The sequence below is a fragment of the Luteolibacter luteus genome (genome assembly GCF_012913485.1).
Taxonomy (GTDB): domain Bacteria; phylum Verrucomicrobiota; class Verrucomicrobiia; order Verrucomicrobiales; family Akkermansiaceae; genus Haloferula; species Haloferula lutea.
Genome location: NZ_CP051774.1, coordinates 234,853 through 249,921, shown reverse-complemented (window position 1 = coordinate 249,921; position 15,069 = coordinate 234,853). Strand labels below are relative to the sequence as shown.

General features: G+C 61.9%; 12 protein-coding genes. 2 read left to right on the top strand and 10 right to left on the bottom strand.

The features are described from left to right. The first annotated feature begins 141 nt into the window (after positions 1–141). Positions 142–1,344, top strand: coding sequence for a hypothetical protein (locus tag HHL09_RS00900; RefSeq protein WP_169452622.1), 1,203 nt, complete (start codon positions 142–144; stop codon positions 1,342–1,344). A 56-nt stretch (positions 1,345–1,400) separates the two neighbouring features. Beyond that, positions 1,401–2,570, top strand: a complete 1,170-nt coding sequence (locus tag HHL09_RS00895) for a hypothetical protein (protein WP_169452621.1) — start codon at positions 1,401–1,403, stop codon at positions 2,568–2,570. 22 nt (positions 2,571–2,592) lie between these two features. Here the strand turns inward: HHL09_RS00895 and HHL09_RS00890 are convergent, their stop codons facing one another. The 10 genes from HHL09_RS00890 to HHL09_RS00845 form a co-directional block, all read right to left on the bottom strand. After that, the gene (locus HHL09_RS00890) at positions 2,593–3,624 is read right to left on the bottom strand and encodes a hypothetical protein (RefSeq protein WP_169452620.1); all 1,032 of its coding nucleotides are present in this window, start codon (positions 3,622–3,624) and stop codon (positions 2,593–2,595) included. Between the two features lie 63 nt (positions 3,625–3,687). Continuing rightward, positions 3,688–4,935: a hypothetical protein gene (locus tag HHL09_RS00885; RefSeq protein WP_169452619.1), complete on the bottom strand. Its 1,248-nt coding sequence runs from the start codon at positions 4,933–4,935 to the stop codon at positions 3,688–3,690. Further along, positions 4,922–6,145: a hypothetical protein gene (locus tag HHL09_RS00880; protein WP_169452618.1), complete on the bottom strand. Its 1,224-nt coding sequence runs from the start codon at positions 6,143–6,145 to the stop codon at positions 4,922–4,924. Before HHL09_RS00880 ends, HHL09_RS00885 begins: the two co-directional genes overlap by 14 nt. A gap of 24 nt (positions 6,146–6,169) precedes the next feature. Then, positions 6,170–7,456, bottom strand: coding sequence for a hypothetical protein (locus tag HHL09_RS00875; protein ID WP_169452617.1), 1,287 nt, complete (start codon positions 7,454–7,456; stop codon positions 6,170–6,172). Further along, positions 7,453–8,661, bottom strand: coding sequence for a hypothetical protein (locus tag HHL09_RS00870; RefSeq protein WP_169452616.1), 1,209 nt, complete (start codon positions 8,659–8,661; stop codon positions 7,453–7,455). The genes HHL09_RS00875 and HHL09_RS00870 overlap by 4 nt, the downstream gene beginning before the upstream one ends. A gap of 6 nt (positions 8,662–8,667) precedes the next feature. Beyond that, on the bottom strand, positions 8,668–9,900 hold the full coding sequence (locus HHL09_RS00865) for a hypothetical protein (RefSeq protein ID WP_169452615.1): 1,233 nt from the start codon (positions 9,898–9,900) through the stop codon (positions 8,668–8,670). Next, a complete protein-coding gene (locus tag HHL09_RS00860) occupies positions 9,897–11,117 on the bottom strand; it encodes a hypothetical protein (protein ID WP_169452614.1) in 1,221 nt (406 codons plus the stop codon). Before HHL09_RS00860 ends, HHL09_RS00865 begins: the two co-directional genes overlap by 4 nt. A 91-nt stretch (positions 11,118–11,208) precedes the next feature. Continuing rightward, positions 11,209–12,480, bottom strand: coding sequence for a hypothetical protein (locus tag HHL09_RS00855; protein ID WP_169452613.1), 1,272 nt, complete (start codon positions 12,478–12,480; stop codon positions 11,209–11,211). Beyond that, the gene (locus HHL09_RS00850; RefSeq protein WP_169452612.1) at positions 12,477–13,682 is read right to left on the bottom strand and encodes a hypothetical protein; all 1,206 of its coding nucleotides are present in this window, start codon (positions 13,680–13,682) and stop codon (positions 12,477–12,479) included. The genes HHL09_RS00855 and HHL09_RS00850 overlap by 4 nt, the downstream gene beginning before the upstream one ends. Positions 13,683–13,797: 115 nt before the next feature. Next, positions 13,798–15,048: a hypothetical protein gene (locus tag HHL09_RS00845; RefSeq protein ID WP_169452611.1), complete on the bottom strand. Its 1,251-nt coding sequence runs from the start codon at positions 15,046–15,048 to the stop codon at positions 13,798–13,800. Positions 15,049–15,069 lie beyond the last annotated feature (21 nt).

Here is a 15,069-nt window from a genome sequence, read left to right as displayed (position 1 = left end):
GAGCGTGAGAGTGTTTCCGACTTTATTCATCTTCCGGTCATGCGGCGCAAGCCCCGAGGCATAACGAAAGCTGGGCGAGCAGATGTCCCGGTATCGCCTTGTGATCCGGTGCGGACCCTCTTGAATGACCGCAGACAAAACATGGCGACGCATCTCCGATCGATTTTGTTGGTGACGGCGGGTTTGGCTGTGGGGGCTTGCGTGGGATGGATCGCACGGGGAAGCTCGGGTGCCGCGGCAACTACGGCGACCGCTCAAACGGACTCGGCCTCCTCGAAGAGCGCAGGTGAGAAGAGCGGGGGAAGCTCATTCGGCGCGAAGTCGAATGGTGCCGGCCAAGCGAAGCGAAGCACTGTTGAGGGTGAATCAAAGGACTTCGCCGAGTCGGTGCGCGCCATCTTTCGGGATCCCTCATCGGAGCGCCGGCTGGATCGCTTTCGTGCGCTTTTGGAAAAAGGCGGAGCGGAGCATTATCATGAGATGGTTGAGCTGATCCGCGAGAACGACCTGAAGGGCAGCAGCAGCCCGGAGGAGTGGACGATGCTCTGGACCCAGTGGGGTGAAAAGGATCCTGCGGGTGCCCTTGATTTCATCCTCAAGCAGGACTGGAACCTCTGGGACAAGGCGGCACCGGCGGAGGCGGAGTTCCGCTCCATCACAGCATGGGCCGGGCAGGATCACACGGCGGCGCTGAAGTTCATCGAGCAGAATCACCAATCGCTCCACCTCGGCAACAAGCTTGGCGATGCCTTCGTCCGCGGCTGGAGCTCGACGGATCCGGAGGGCGCGGGCAGATGGATGCTGGCGCGGGATGATTTTTCGTCAGCTCAGTACCAGATCGTGGTGGAAGCGATCGGACGTCGCGGCGGACAGGAGGGAGTGGATGCTTGGTTCGCTTCACTGGACAAGGATGCGAATCCGGATGGGCTCGTCACCGCGGTGGAAGCGGTCGCTGCCGTGAAGAGCAAGGATGAGCCCGCCAAGACCGCCGCATGGATCGAGGAGAACATGAAGTCCGATTGGATGGACCGGAGCGATGTCGTGAAAAACACCGCGCGCAGCCTGGCCGATCAGGACCCGCAGGCTGCAATGGACTGGGCCGGACGCATCGGCAGCAGGATCGCCATGGAGCAGGCGATGGACCGCTGGTGCGAGCGTGATCTGGATGCCGCCACCACATGGCTGAAGGGGAATGTCAACAGCCCTGGCTACGGAGCATCCGTGAATGTCTACGTGAACTACCTCATGCCCGGTGATCCGGTATCGGCGCGTGCATGGGCGGAGAGCATCCCGGATGAGGAAGCGCGGGCCCGCGTGCTCGAGCGCCTGCCACGGCCGGAGTAGTAGATGAAGCGGAGCGCGGATTGACTTCCATCTGCATTCCTAGGAGAGGATAGGGCGTGGCTGGAAAGATCACGGTTCATCCGCTTCTTTATCTCGGGGCATGCGTCGCGTGCCTCGCCGCCGGATACTCTCTCGGGCACCGTGGGGAACCAGCCGCGGCAGCACCGGGAGTCGTTGCGAAGTCCGGCTCGCGCGGAAAAGCTTCGGGGGGCTCATGGACTCCGGCGGATATTTCCGCGGCAAAGGATGAAGCGGATCGAAAGCTCATTCTGAAGCGCAGCATTGCTGCGAGTGATACCGAGGCACTATGGCGCTGGCTGGCGAGCATGCCGAATGTGCGGATCGAGGCATGGGGACTCGTGCAGGACGAGTTGATCGACCGGCTCGGTTGGGGGGCTTGGGAACGTGCGCGGGGCATGGAAGCGGGAAAAGCGCGTGACCACGTGGGAGAGATGCTCCTGATGAAGCTCGCCGAGCAGGATCCGTGGAAGGCACTGGAGGAATGGCAGAAGCATCGTTCGGAATTCGATCACAAGATCTGGGGCTTCGGCGTGATCTCGGAGTGCAGCAAGGCCGCCGCGGGGATATCCGCGGACCAACTGCTGAAGGTATTCGCCAGTATCCCGCAGAAGGAAGCGAATGAGCTGATGTTTGTGGACTACGCGCCGGATTTCGATTTCCGGAAGGTGCTCGATCACATGGCCTCTGGCGGTCCACAGCCCTACACGATGACAGAGGACATGCTGCCCACTTGGGCCAAGCGTGATCCGGAGGCCGCGGCGGAGTGGCTGGTCGCGCATCCGGAGTATCTGCAGGTCGAATACCAGCAGACCGAAGCAGGGGAAACGCTGGGGACCCTCGCCAAGGTGCCGATGGATGATGCCACCCGTGCGCGGGTGCTCCAGATGGTGGAAGGCATGCCTGAGGAAATGATCGATCGCACGTGGAAGAACCTCTCCTCCGGCACTTCGGGAAAACTCTCCCCGGACATACTGAAATCCGCCGACCTGATGGATCGGCGTGGCTTTTATCTGGAGAACGTGCTGTGGGAAACCCGAGGCCTCGAATCCATCGATGAATCATGGTCCACCCTGCCGCTGGTGGAACGCCGGGAGCTGCTCGATCAGGCAGACCAACGGTGGGCACGCGAGGGAAGCTCTCCGGTGGAAACCAAAGCCCGCGCCTCGTGGCGCGACATGGTCGAGAAGGCGTGGGGGATTCGCTAGAGGACTCGCGCTGATAAGCGCATCATTTTCCCTCTGCCTTCGCCTCAGCGACTCCCTGCATGATCTTCGCGAGCCGTTCGGCTTGTGCTCCGATCAACATTTCGGAACTCACGCGATACCATTCGGCCGCAGCCGCGGGATCTCTCGCGACCCAGTAGGTGAGGGACGACTCCAGCTCATCGGTCGATGTGGGGCGGCCCCGGAGAAGGCTGGACATGGCGGCACTAGGATCCCTTTCCAGCATGAGGGACAGGGTCTTCGCGCTCGCTTCCTCCGGGCTTAGTGCCGGATCCTCCGCGCCTGAGAGCATTCCCCAAGCGGCTGCCGGCGTGTCGTGCCGGACGGCCTCTGCCAAGGCCACCAGAAAGCCAGCACTGCGGTCTTCGGGAAGAGATCGCGCGATGTCGGCGAGTTCGCCCAGGAACTTCTTCTTTGCTGCGGCATCGGGAGGGATCTTGGAATGGAGATCGAGCACCACCGCGAAAGCCTGGGCACCGCGTGGGTCATTTGCCAGCTCGTGGATTTTACCCAGCTCGGCATAGGACAGCTCTTCGAGCCGCATCTTTTCCGAGATGCCGACAATGCCAGTGACCTTGTCTTCGTCGGGCATGCCTTTCGCGATCCCGACCAATTCGGAGACGCTCTGCCGGGACGTCTCGAAAACGGCGAAAAGCAGGATGTCCCGGTAGGGGCGGTTGTAAGCGGTTAATTCTTCGAGAATGGCAAGCACCTCCTTGAAGTCGGCAATCCGTCCGAGCTGTGCGATCACCTTGCGGCATTCATCCAGCTGCTCCTCCTCCGGCAGATTGCTCTCAAGCTTCTTGCGCAGCAGCTCCTTCACGCGGGCCTTTCGCTCTTCCATGTCCGATGGATCCCCGGCGTCCCTCGCATGGCGTGCCGTGGCCGCGGGTCCTGCCTCGGAGGAAAGGGATGAATGCTTCGTGTCCCTGTTAGATTCCGCAGGACTAGCGCCGGTTTCCGCGGGCTTGGGCCGGAGCAGCAGGAACAAAGTTGCCGCCAAGGGAAGCGAGAGCAGCAGCCAGCGCGGTTTCATGTAAGGAAAATGCCGGAGGAGAGATGATTTGTCGGATCTGAAGGAACACCGTCCCACGCGGGCTCACTTTCCTTCAGCCGATCCGTTCTTGTTCAACCACTCCGTCGCCTTCGCCGGATCAGCCTCCATCCACAGAGTCTTGAGAACCGCGGTGGCGTTCTCCTTCCTCCGCGGATCGGCGATGTCATCGATATAGGCGGCAGCCTTATCGAACTTCCCGCGTGAAGCAACGAGCCGGCTGCCTTTCTCATGCATGAGATCACGCATCGAGCCGGGCGGTAGAGAATCCAACCACTGCGTCGTCTCCTCCTCCTTATAGAGAAAGCCATGCCCCAATACCTCGGTGAAACTCTCGGGAACCGCCTGATCCTTGGGGTGATGCTCAAGCCAGTTGGCGAGGGCCGTCTTCGTATCCCGCCGGACCACGCCCTTCAGGATGGCCACCTCCAGTTCGGCGCGCTCCGCCGGTGAGTTCTCGATGCCCTCCACTTTCCGTCGCGCGGCCTCCACGTCCACCGCCGCAAGCCGCGCCAGAACTTCGCGGTCGATGCTCTTTCCATCCGAGACGTTCATCTGCTCGCCGATGAAATCGAGCAGGGCCTCCCGATGCCCGAGAAAGTCTTCGGACGAGTCAGTCCATGCACCGAGAGTGAACTTGCGCTCCGCCTCGTCCATGTAGGGCCATTCCTGCTTCGCCCGCTCGAAATCGATTCTCGCCAACCATACGAGGAAATTGAGGCGCATGTTCAACCGCTTCCCTTCCAGAGGCCCGGTCAATTTGGCATCTCGCAGCCAGGTTAGCGCCGCCTCGTGATCCGCGAATCCCCAGTGATTGAAGACGTGAACACAGCCCTCGCCGCTGGCTTGCAAGGCGGCAGCGGGATCTTTCAAGACCCAGGCATTGAGGATCCAGTTCTGTAGTTCGCGGACTTCCTGGCTCCTTCCCTCCATCGGAGTGTTGAAGAGCTCCGCCAATTCCTCGGCACTGAGTACGGCGAGTTGACGATGCAGCTCCCGCTTGAGCTCGTAATCGACGTAGATATTCGGCGAACTACGGATCTCCAGAAGGAGCTTGGATCGAAGCCTCGACAAGTGGGCCCGGCGTTCCGTTGGATTCTTGTCTCCTGCGGGCGAGGGGATCGCCTTGTCACTCATCGCATCTTCCGCGCCCGGCGAGCCGGTATTGGCAGGACGGAGCGTGCTCCCTGCCGATGAATGACGGGAGATGCCGTAGCCGATCGCGCCGGATAGCAGCGTGGCCGTAGTGGCAAGAATCGCGCGATGGCGGAGAGGAACGTCAGCGGCTTTCATCGGCATTTCCCTTGATGGAGGCTGCGGAGGCGGCATCGATGCCGGAGAGCCATTGGGCGGCGCCGTCGGGATCCGCCTTTGACCAGACGCGATAATAACCGCGGGCTTGATCGAAGTGCTTCTCCTTATATTGCTCCCCATACATGTGGCCTGAGCGGAGAAGGTTGGCATGCTTTTGCTTCACCATCTCCGCGGCGATGGCTTGTGGTTCGGCACGTCCTTCCAGCCATTGGTCGGCGGCAGCGCGGTCCCGGTCCGTCCAGCGGCGGAAGGCATCGACTTGCTGGGAAAACTGCACCTTGTCGGGGTGGGTATCCATCCAGCCCAGTGCTTCCGGAGCATTCTTGAACGCCCAGCGTCCAATGATCTCATCGCGAGTGGTGCCCTGCCCGGGGCGATCCTGGAATTGGTAGCTATCCCAGTTCTCCAACACGGCCGCGGGGTCTTTGGCAGCCCAGGTGCGGAGAAGCGTTCTCATGCCGTAATAGCGCTCGTCTCCCCCATAGCCTTCCAGCCTCTTCAAGAAGGCATCCCGCTGCGCTGGATCCCTTGCGGAAAGCTCTGCCATGGCGGCGATGAGATTTTGTCGAACCTCCGGATCCTTTCCCTCCGCTCGCTTCATCATTTCATCCGGCGGCATGGAGAGCAGGGTGGAATACATCATCTCCGTGATGCGGAGGTTCTCCCGCAATGAGTCAGGAAGCTTCGAGGCTTCGCTGTAGGCCGCCTCAGGATCCTTCCTGAACCATGCAGCGAAGATAGGTCGCATGAAGTGCCCGTCCAAGGGCGAGGCAAGGCCGCCTGCCCGCTTCAAGGCGAGATGGGGATCAAGCTCGGCGAGACGAAAGTAGAGCATGAAGGCCGCCTCATTCTGGGTCGTCGGCGTTGCCTTCTCGCCATCTGCATCCAGGGCCGCGAGACATTCCTCCACCGTGAAGCCGCGGATCTTCTCCCATGCCGCGATCTGCTTGCCGGTGTCGCGACCGGTCGGGTCATCTGCCTTCAGCTTCGCTATCACAGAGAGCGCGGCTTTCTTCGACGACGCGTCATCGCTTGCATCCTTCGGTTCACTCGCATGGGTGGCATCGCCTGCAATGCTTGCGGTCGTGATCTTGCTCCCGTCCTTGGGCTTGCCAAGCAAGTAGCCTGCGGAGCCGCCCGCCACGATCAGGGCGGCGAGCAAAAGGGGGTAGATGCGGGAGGATCTCATCGTGGGTTTCGAAAAAGGAAGATCCTAGTCAAGCTGCTGCCGGTCCGTGGGCGACAGTCCGTCCCGCCAAGTCTTCGCGGCAGAGGCGTTGGTCTCTCCCCACATGGTGGATAGCATCCTCAGCGTGAGCCGGCGGTCCTCCGGGGACTCGATCGTCGAGGCATAGGCGGCGGCCTTGTCGAAGTCCTGCCGTGAGGCCAGCAGGCGCACGCCGCGGCGATAGAAGGCATCGCGCGTCGCACCAGGCGGCATCGAGTCCAGCCACTTCATTGTGTCCGCATTCTGGAAGACGAAGTTCGTATCGAGCTGCTGCCACATGCGCTCCGGGATGGGATCCGTGTCTTCGTGGCGTAAGAGCCATGCATCGTAGGCCTCCGCCACGGACTTGTGGCTCATCGCGGCCAGTTGCGCGATCTCCAGCTCGGCTTTCTGCTCTGCGGGCAGATCCAGCCCGGCGATGTGTTCCAGCGCTGCCGCCGGGTCATCCTTCGCCAGGTCGTTCACCTTTGATCGCTCGATTTCCATCGCTGCATCCGGATCATGGGTCGCCACGAGTTCCTTTAGCAGCGCCTCCGCCTCCTGACCCTGCGCTGCACCTGCGAGGGTATTCAGCGCCCAGCGCTTGTCCTCCTGCGCGATGTAGGAAAGCTCCGCGGCAGCCCGGGCGAAGTCCTTCTTCGCGAAGTTATAGAGGGCATTGATCTGCATCCCGGAGCGCTTCTCCTCCAGTTCGGGGGAGAGCTTGGCATCGCGGAGCCACGCGAATGCCTTCTCGGGATCTCGCTTCGCCCAAGTCCCGAAGGTCTGGAACGGGTTCATGCTATCCGCCAGATAAGTCATGCTTTCTTCCAACGCGGCCGGTCCTTCGCCTCGCGCGATCAAGGCTTCCGAGACCCGGGTGCGGATGATGTGGCTCGCGATCCGCTGTGTCCCAATCTTCGTCTCGCGGAGCATCGCCTTGAGTTCATCCGTATCCAACTGCTTCAGCAGTGCATGCGACTCCCGCTCTGCCTCGCAGTCCATCACGATGTAGGGGGGAGAAGCCCAGAGCGCGGAGATGCGCTGTTTGATCGCTGCGACCTTCTTCGCCCGTTCTTCGGGCGAAAGCGTGGCATCCGCGGAAGATAGAAGCGCGGAGTCTCCCGCTGGATCGCCCGCCGAAAGCGACAAGCCGGGGCTTTCCTGCTGCCAGCGCGCCGCGGCCTCTGCAGGCTCCTCGCGCATCGAGCGCCCGATGCCATAGGAAATCGCCGCACTGCCGCCGATCACGGCCAGGGCGAGCGAAAGTTGCTGGATGAGTGCGCGTTTCATGGTTCGGAGCTGGTCAATGTGAGTACCACCTGCGGGTCGGCGTTCTTCAGCCACTCTTTTGCCTGCTCAGGCTTCGCGACGGCCCACAAGCGATAGGTCTGGCGTAGCGCCTCCTTCTCGCGTCTTGCGGCCTTTCCGCCGATGCCGAGTGTCTGGTTCAACTGGCGGCTTTGGATCTGGCGCACGATCGTTTCCGCGAGGGCAGGGGAGTCGCCTTGCTGGCTCAGCCAGAGCTGCGCGGAGTCCGGCATCTCCGTGACCCAGCGCTTCCAGATGGAAGCCTGTTGCTCGATGAGATTAGGTGGAGGATTTGCACCCAGCCACGCGAGCGCTTGTTGGGGATCACGCTTCGCCCAAGCGGAGACGATGGTCTCGGCTGCTCGTTTCTTCAAATCTTCATTGTCAAAGGCTCCTTCCACGGATGAGAGCGCCTTCTCCGGATCATCGAGCGCCCAATCGCTATGCATCTGAAAGACAGCCATGTCCTTGTATTCTCCCGGAAGCTTCGCTGCCTCCGCGATGAAGATGGCCCGCTTTTCTTCATCTCCCGCAGCCGCACCCGCGAAATGGGACATGGTCATCCGCAGCACCTCGTCCCCCAGCAGCTTGGCCTTCTCCAGAGCGGATCCTACCGGTTCCGTAACCAGCATCGCCGCGATCATGGTGTCGTGATTGCAATTCTTGGCGAACTCCTCGTTCTTCTTGGTCCAGAGGTAGGCGGCTTCGGGATCGCTCTTCACCCAATTCCACAGGGCGACCCCGCCAAAGGTGCGCGCCGCGCCCTCCTCGGGGAGCCCTTGTGCCGACTTCACCGCAGGCTCCGGATCCAGCTCCGACCAGCGGGTGTAGAGCATCAGTGCGAGCAGGTTCGGGTTCGCGCCATCCCAAGCTCGTCCGGTGATCTCCAAGCCTTCCTTCACTTGGCTCTTTGAGAAACTGCGGATCAGTTCCCACGCTTCGAGGAGTTCCTCAGTGGTGGCGTCCTCCAGGTTCCTTCCCATGAAACGGCGGATCTCGGAGACCTCGACTTTCCTCACGGTGCTGCGTTCCCGGGCCTCTCGCTGGCTCGCCTTCGTCCCTGCCGAGGGCTTGGCGGCGAACATCGCAGCGACAGCCCCATGACCTTTGCCCGCGCGAAAGGCAGCCCATGAGGCGAGGCCCGCCAAGGCGGCGATGAGCAGGTAGCTGGCAAACTTTGGCTTCATGGTAGATCAGTGTTCAAGCGCGGCCCGATCACTCTCCGGCAAACCGGCAGACCACGACTTTGCCGCTTCCGCATTCGATTGCGTCCACAGCTTTTGCAGGCTCTTCAAGGCCGCACTGCGGATCGCCGAATCCTCGATCGTGGTGGTGAACTTCGCCGCCTGGTCGAAATGCCCGTGCGCCGCGAGATGCGACAGGCTCTTTTCATAAAAGGCATCGCGCACCGGGCCGGGCTCCAGCGTGTCGAGCCAGCCGCGCATCTCATCCGGCTTGAAGATGAAATTCGAATTGAAGCCATCCCACACCCGCTCCGGGATGGGCGATGCCGGATCGCGGATATCCATCCACGCCTGATAGGCCTCCTTCACCGGCCGATGGACCATGCCTTCCAAGTAAGTCACCTCCATCTCCGTTCTCTCGCTGCCGCTCAGGCCTATCGCTTCCAGATGCTGTGCGGCGGCCTCGGGGTCGCGACCTGCCATGGCGCGGAAGCTCGTCTTCTCAAGCTCGGCTGAGTAGGCGGGAGCATACTTCGCGGCGAGTTCCTTCACGTGTGCGCTTTTTTCCGGATCCGCCCCCGCCGCAGCCGCGAGCCGCTTGAGAAGGAACTGCATCTCGTTCTTCTCCAGATAGGGAAGCTCCTGCTCCGCGCGCGAGAAATCCTCCCGGGTCAGATCCATGATCAGATTCACGCGGATGGTCGCCTTTGCTTCGGCGAATTGAGGCGGCATTTCCTGAATCCTCATCCAAGCGATCAATGCTTCCGGATCGCGATCTCTCCAGGTCTGCATGCAGCGCATGATGAGCCCTTTCTCGGCAAAGAGGTGGATCGCCGTATCCAGCGCCGCCGGCGCGTCGCGCATGATCCATTCATCGAGCAAGCGGGCACGGAGGGAAAAGTCCTCCGGGCTCGCACGGCAGAATTCGGCGAGCTCCCCGGTGCTCAATTGATCCAGCACGCGCTGGCCTTCGAGCGTGGTATCGAGATCGCCGTTGCGCTGATCCGCACTCGACCACAGCGAGAGGAAGCGCTCCTTCAATTTCTTCGCCCGCGCATGACGCGCTGCGGCATCGGAAGCATGCCCGTCTTCTGGTGCGGAAAGCAGGTCATCCACAGCGCTTTCCTGCTGCCACTTCATCACCGTGTCCGTCAACGGAGCCCGCGAGCTGCGACCGGCCACATAGCCGCCGAGCGCTGCGCTGGCAATGAGTGCGATGGATATGATTGGTCCTTTCTTCATCGCTTCTCGCTGGTGCTGCTTTCATCAATGGCGCGGCGGGTCTTCGCATCGGTGGCTTGCAGCCAGCGTGCGGCTTCCTCCGGTTCCGCAGTGGACCAAGTTTGATAGTTCGCACGGATGGCGGTGGCTTCATTCGCTCCTTCGCTGTAACCGAGCGGGATGGGTCTTCCCTCGATCGCGGATTGCATGCGGTGGACGATCGCCTTTGCCATTTCCGGCGGATTGCCGCGCGTCGCGAGCCAGCGGCTGGCATCATCGGGCCGTTCGCGGGCCCAGTAGCTCCAGAGATTGGCCCGCTCATCCAGCGAGCTGGATTGCGGGTTCTCATGCAGCCATTCCTGAAGACCGGCAGGATCGCGCTTCAACCAACTGCTGAGCACGTAGCGCCGGGTGTTGTCCCGTTTTCCGGCGTCGCCGATCGAGCCTAGCGCTTGGAAGGCAGCAGGCGAGTCAAGCTTGCCCCACTCGATCAGCATCCGGCCGATGGCCTCCGCGCGATCGCCCTCCGGGAGTTCCGCGATGAGTTGGAGGAAAGTTTCACGGGACTCCGCGCTATCTGCCATCCGGGAGCCGATGCCTTTCGCGACTTCGTTCAGGAATTCTTCACCCAGCAGCTTGGCCTTCCCGATCGCGGAGGCAGCTGGCTCGTCCTCCAGCGTCTCGGCCATCTTCTTTGCGAAGCCCAGTTCCTTCGCCAACTCGCGGTTCTTCTGATACCATTGATAGGCCGCCCCGGGATCGCTCTTCATCCAGGTCCACAGCGCATTTTGGCCCAGTCCCCAGGCCTGCTTCCGATGCGGTCCGGCGAGCGTCTCCATGGCTGTGGCGGGATCGAGCTGCGCCCATCGCGAATAAAGCATCGCTGCCAGAATCGGACTCTGCTCCTCAGGCCCGGCATCGGGGCCGATGATGCGCAGTGCCTGCTGCACCTGATCCAAACTCAGCGTGCGGATGTATTCCCATGCCGGCAACTGGTCCTTGATGGCCATCCCTTCCTCCAGCTTCGCCTCCCTCAGCTGACGGATCCTGGCTTCCACGTTCTCGCGTTTGCCCGCTGCCGCAGGCTCCTTCACGCGCCCCGCATTCTTCGAAGTGGCGGACTTCGCCTCCAGCATGCGGACTGCCGGTGCCTTGCCCTGGCCCATGAGGTACCCGCCCCACGCTGCTGCCAGCACGAGCAGTCCGGTGAGGGTGGGGGTGATGAAGGAAGTTCGCATGCGTGGTGGGTAGAAAGGGCGGCCACCTATCAGCCGTGAATCCGGCTTCCTGGGGAGGTTTCGATGGGTGATGTGTTGTCGATGGGTTTCATCACTCCAGCAGCTTCCGGTCACTCTCGGAGAGACTCTCCTCCCAAGTCTTCGCTTCCCCGGGGTTCGATTCGCTCCACATCCGGTGCATGGTCCGGATGGCTGTAACACGTTGCTCCGGGTCCTCGATCTGGCCGATGTAATGGAGCGCCCTCTCCCTGTCTCCCCGGGAAACGAGGTGGCGCACGCTGTGCTGATAGAAGGCATCCCTCATCGGGCCGGGCTCCATGCCGTCCATCCAAGCCCGCATCCCATCGCGATAAAAAATCAGCTTCGTCCCCAGCTCTTGCCACATGCGGTCGGGGATGTCCTTCCCATCCGGATGCCGTGCCGCCCAAGCATCCATGCTCTCCGCCACCCGCTCATTCGGCACGGCGCGGAGCAAGGTCAGCTCCAGATCCGTCTTTCTCGCCCTGGATGCCTCCAAGCCATCGATGTAATCAAATCCTTTCGCTGGATCCTTGCTACCCATCGTCAGCACCGTGCCGTCCTCGACCGCATTCCGCGTTCCCTCGTCGGCGCTGGCGGCGAACTCCTGAAGCCTAATGATCTTCGTCTCATCCATCGCCGCAGAAGCCGTGACCCGTTGCAGGAAGAGCTTCTTCTCCAAGGCGTCCATGTCCGGGACCTCGTTCAAGGATTTTTCCAGATCCCTGTCCGCCAGCACGAAGAGGAAATTCATCCGCAGCATGCTCTTCTGCTGCTTGGCGTAGGCGGAGAGATCGCCCTCCCGCAGCCACTTCAGAGCCGCATCCGGATCCTTGTTGCCCCACGCAAGGTAGGCATCGAATGCCAGATGGACGTCATCCAATCTTGCCGCCGTGGCTTCGATCGCTGCGGGCCCATCCTTGATCGCCCATGCGTTCAAGACGCGCATCCGGATCTCCACTCCTTGGTAAGGATGGGATACCTCCTTGAAAAAATCACTGAGCTCTGTCGCGCTGAGCTGCGCCAACAGCCCGGCCAATTCGCGCTCCGCTTCCCAGTCCTGCATCACCGTGCCGGTCAGGCAGAGCTCCCTTACCCGTGTCTTGATGCGCGTCAGTTGCCGGGCGCGTTCTTCCTTGGAGACGGCTGACCCGTTCTCACGACTCTCTCCGGCGGGGCTGCGCTCAGCAGGACGATGGGAAGGATGGGTGGAAGGGGAACTCGTCTCACGTGAAGTACGCCCCGCACCGTAGCCTGCCAGCATCGCACCGCCGATGACCACCAGTGCGATCAAGCCGCGGCGGAGCGGAGCAGAAACCGGAGCTCTATCGGAGGAAGGCTTCATTTCGGCTCGGGCGAGGGATTCGTGAGACTGACGGCCACCTGCGGATCGGCGGACCTCAGCCACTTCGCGGCTGCATCAGGGTCCGCTTCGGCCCAAACCTGATAGCTGCGGCGCAGGCCGTCCTTTTGCTTTTGGTCAATCACGGAGGCGGAAAAAGGATCATTCGATCCATAGCTCTGCAGATGGCGGACGATTGCCTCGGCCAGCCTGGCGTCATCCCCGTGGTCCTCCAGCCAGCTCAGGGCTTCCTCCGGGCGATGGCCTACCCACTCGCGCCAGGCGTAGGCCTGACTCTCCGGTTTCGTTTCCTGGGGATGAACCTCGATCCATGCCAGGACTTCCGATGGCTGGCTCCGGCTCCAGAATCTCAGGGTTTGGTCGCGCAGTTTATTGCGCTCGCCTTCATCGGGGATCAGTTCTTTTAGGCCCTCCAGTCCCTCTTCGGGATCACTGGCACACCATGTTGCGACGAACTGGCTCCGCATCGCGTCCCGCCGATCTTCAGGGAAAGCTTCCAACAGCTTCAGGAACTCCGGACGGGATACCCTGTTGAGCCCCGTCATGCTCGCAAGCTGATACATGGTGGCGCTGTGGACTTCCGTTCCCCAGAGTGCCGCTTTCTCCATGGCCACGGCCGGGAGCTCTTTGAGGCAGAGGTTCGAGAGCATGGCGATGAACCCGAGTTTCTTCGCAGCTTCGGGATTCGTGGCGGCCCAGCGGCGTGCTGCCTCGGGATCCTGCTGCGCCCAGGTCCACAGCGCGGATTTTCCCGGCGGGGACGACTGTTCTCCTTCCTGAAGTTCCACCGCCTTGGCCATCGCTTGCTCGGGGTCGAGCTCGGCCCAGCGGGTCAAGAGCATCTCCCGGACTACGCTCGTGGATTTCTTCCAAGGCGGAGCCAGGGCGATCTCCAGCGCCTCCTCCACTTGCTCCAGGCTCAGGCTGCGGATCGTATCCCAACTCTCCAGTCCTACCGGGGAGCTCCCGCACATCCGCCCGATCTCGGCAGCCAGATCCAGCACCGGCCTTGCCTCACGTCCTCGCGCGCTTGAAGAAGCCTCCTTGGTGATCGCCGGTTTCGGGGTTGAACCGGGGATCTGCGCGACATCCGACGTACCCTTGCCAAAGCCATACGCCGCCCAACCGGCCAGACCCGCGATCGCGGCGACGGAAAGGGGATAGAGGCCGGGAATACGACTCATGGGTTAGTTGATGCATTTGAGCGATTGCCATGAGTCGATCCAGCTTTTCCGGTGAACGGCGTGTGAAAAATCGTTAAGCGCCTTGAGATCGAAGGAGGAGATTCCGCTAGCCGGATCAATTCGACCTCGACAGCGCCGCGCTTGCCGCTTGCTTCACGCGATCCGGGAGCCGTGGGGAGGTCTCTAGGATCCGCAGCACCTCCCGAGAAGTCGAAGTGCTCGCGATCAGCTCCTGCGCCACCGCCTCGCGCTGCGCGGGATCCCGAATCAGCTCCAGCGTGCCATTGGCGATCGTGGCGTTCTCGCTGCCGTGCCCGGTGAGCACTTTGGCATAGAGCTGGTCCACATTGGCCACCGGCGCTTTCCATTGTTTCAGGAACTCCACGGCCGCCGCAGGCTGCTCGGTCAGGCAGCTTGCGATGACCTGGCTATATCCCATTGCTGTCAATGTAGGGTCGGGATTTTTTTCCAGCGATGCGATCCATTGAAAAGCCGCCGCGGGATCGGACTGGGCCCACTTTGAAGCGAGCGCCGCCGTGGGATGTTGCGACTCGAAGATCCGCTCCGCGGGACCGGGGAAAAGGTGATCGAAGCGTCTTACTTCTGCTGCCCAATCGGCACCCCCGCCCAGAGCCCAGGCATAGCCCTCATACGCGCGGCCTTTCATTCCGGGGCCTACCTCGCCGAGTTGCGAGGCCACCGCCTCCGGGTCCTGTTTGGCGCACTCTGTCACCAGCTCCCAAGTCGCCATCTCCAGCGGCATGCGTGTCATGAACTGGGAGTCATCCGCCTCGGCATAGTGGGTCAGCCAGGCTTTAAAGGCACGCCGCGGGTCGACCGTCGCGACTCCGAGAAGCACATCCTCGATCTGGATGAAGCTGTCCTTTGCAGGTGCATCATCAGGGAAGGCGAGAGCCAGAGCCCCATCCGGAGCCAGCGCCGCGTAGCGTTGCCACAGCAGGGAGCGGATGGTGAAGCGCAGCGGATACTGCTCGGGCTGATAGCTATCGCTCCCCGGCGGCATCTTCACACGTTCCAATGCCCCGCGATCTGCCAGCAGGGCTTTCACGGCTTCCAGCGAGAGGCCGCCGATGGTGGCGTGGACCGATTGCCACATGTCCCTGTCCCGCGCATCGATCTCCGTGAGCTGCAGCCACTCGTGCACCCGCTTCACGCGTTCTGGGTCGCCTTGCTCCGCGCGCGGTCGCTTGCTTGCCGCTACGCTTCCACCGCTATCCTCACTGCGCGCACTGCCTTGGTTCCCGTCACGCTTCGCACGTGCATCCGTCCTCATCTTCACCGCCACGCCGCCGCCGATCAGGCTGAGCAGGGCAAGCAAAACGAAGGTCGGGCGCAGCTTCTTCATGTCGTTGAGTAAAACGAATGT

Bases quoted from the DNA above. Each gene is read 5' to 3' on its own strand.
- HHL09_RS00900 (WP_169452622.1), top strand. From the start codon at position 142: ATGGCGACGCATCTCCGATCGATTTTGTTGGTGACGGCGGGTTTGGCT.
- HHL09_RS00890 (WP_169452620.1), bottom strand. From the start codon at position 3,624: ATGAAACCGCGCTGGCTGCTGCTCTCGCTTCCCTTGGCGGCAACTTTG.
- HHL09_RS00885 (WP_169452619.1), bottom strand. From the start codon at position 4,935: ATGAAAGCCGCTGACGTTCCTCTCCGCCATCGCGCGATTCTTGCCACT.
- HHL09_RS00880 (WP_169452618.1), bottom strand. From the start codon at position 6,145: ATGAGATCCTCCCGCATCTACCCCCTTTTGCTCGCCGCCCTGATCGTG.
- HHL09_RS00875 (WP_169452617.1), bottom strand. From the start codon at position 7,456: ATGAAACGCGCACTCATCCAGCAACTTTCGCTCGCCCTGGCCGTGATC.
- HHL09_RS00870 (WP_169452616.1), bottom strand. From the start codon at position 8,661: ATGAAGCCAAAGTTTGCCAGCTACCTGCTCATCGCCGCCTTGGCGGGC.
- HHL09_RS00865 (WP_169452615.1), bottom strand. From the start codon at position 9,900: ATGAAGAAAGGACCAATCATATCCATCGCACTCATTGCCAGCGCAGCG.
- HHL09_RS00860 (WP_169452614.1), bottom strand. From the start codon at position 11,117: ATGCGAACTTCCTTCATCACCCCCACCCTCACCGGACTGCTCGTGCTG.
- HHL09_RS00855 (WP_169452613.1), bottom strand. From the start codon at position 12,480: ATGAAGCCTTCCTCCGATAGAGCTCCGGTTTCTGCTCCGCTCCGCCGC.
- HHL09_RS00850 (WP_169452612.1), bottom strand. From the start codon at position 13,682: ATGAGTCGTATTCCCGGCCTCTATCCCCTTTCCGTCGCCGCGATCGCG.
- HHL09_RS00845 (WP_169452611.1), bottom strand. From the start codon at position 15,048: ATGAAGAAGCTGCGCCCGACCTTCGTTTTGCTTGCCCTGCTCAGCCTG.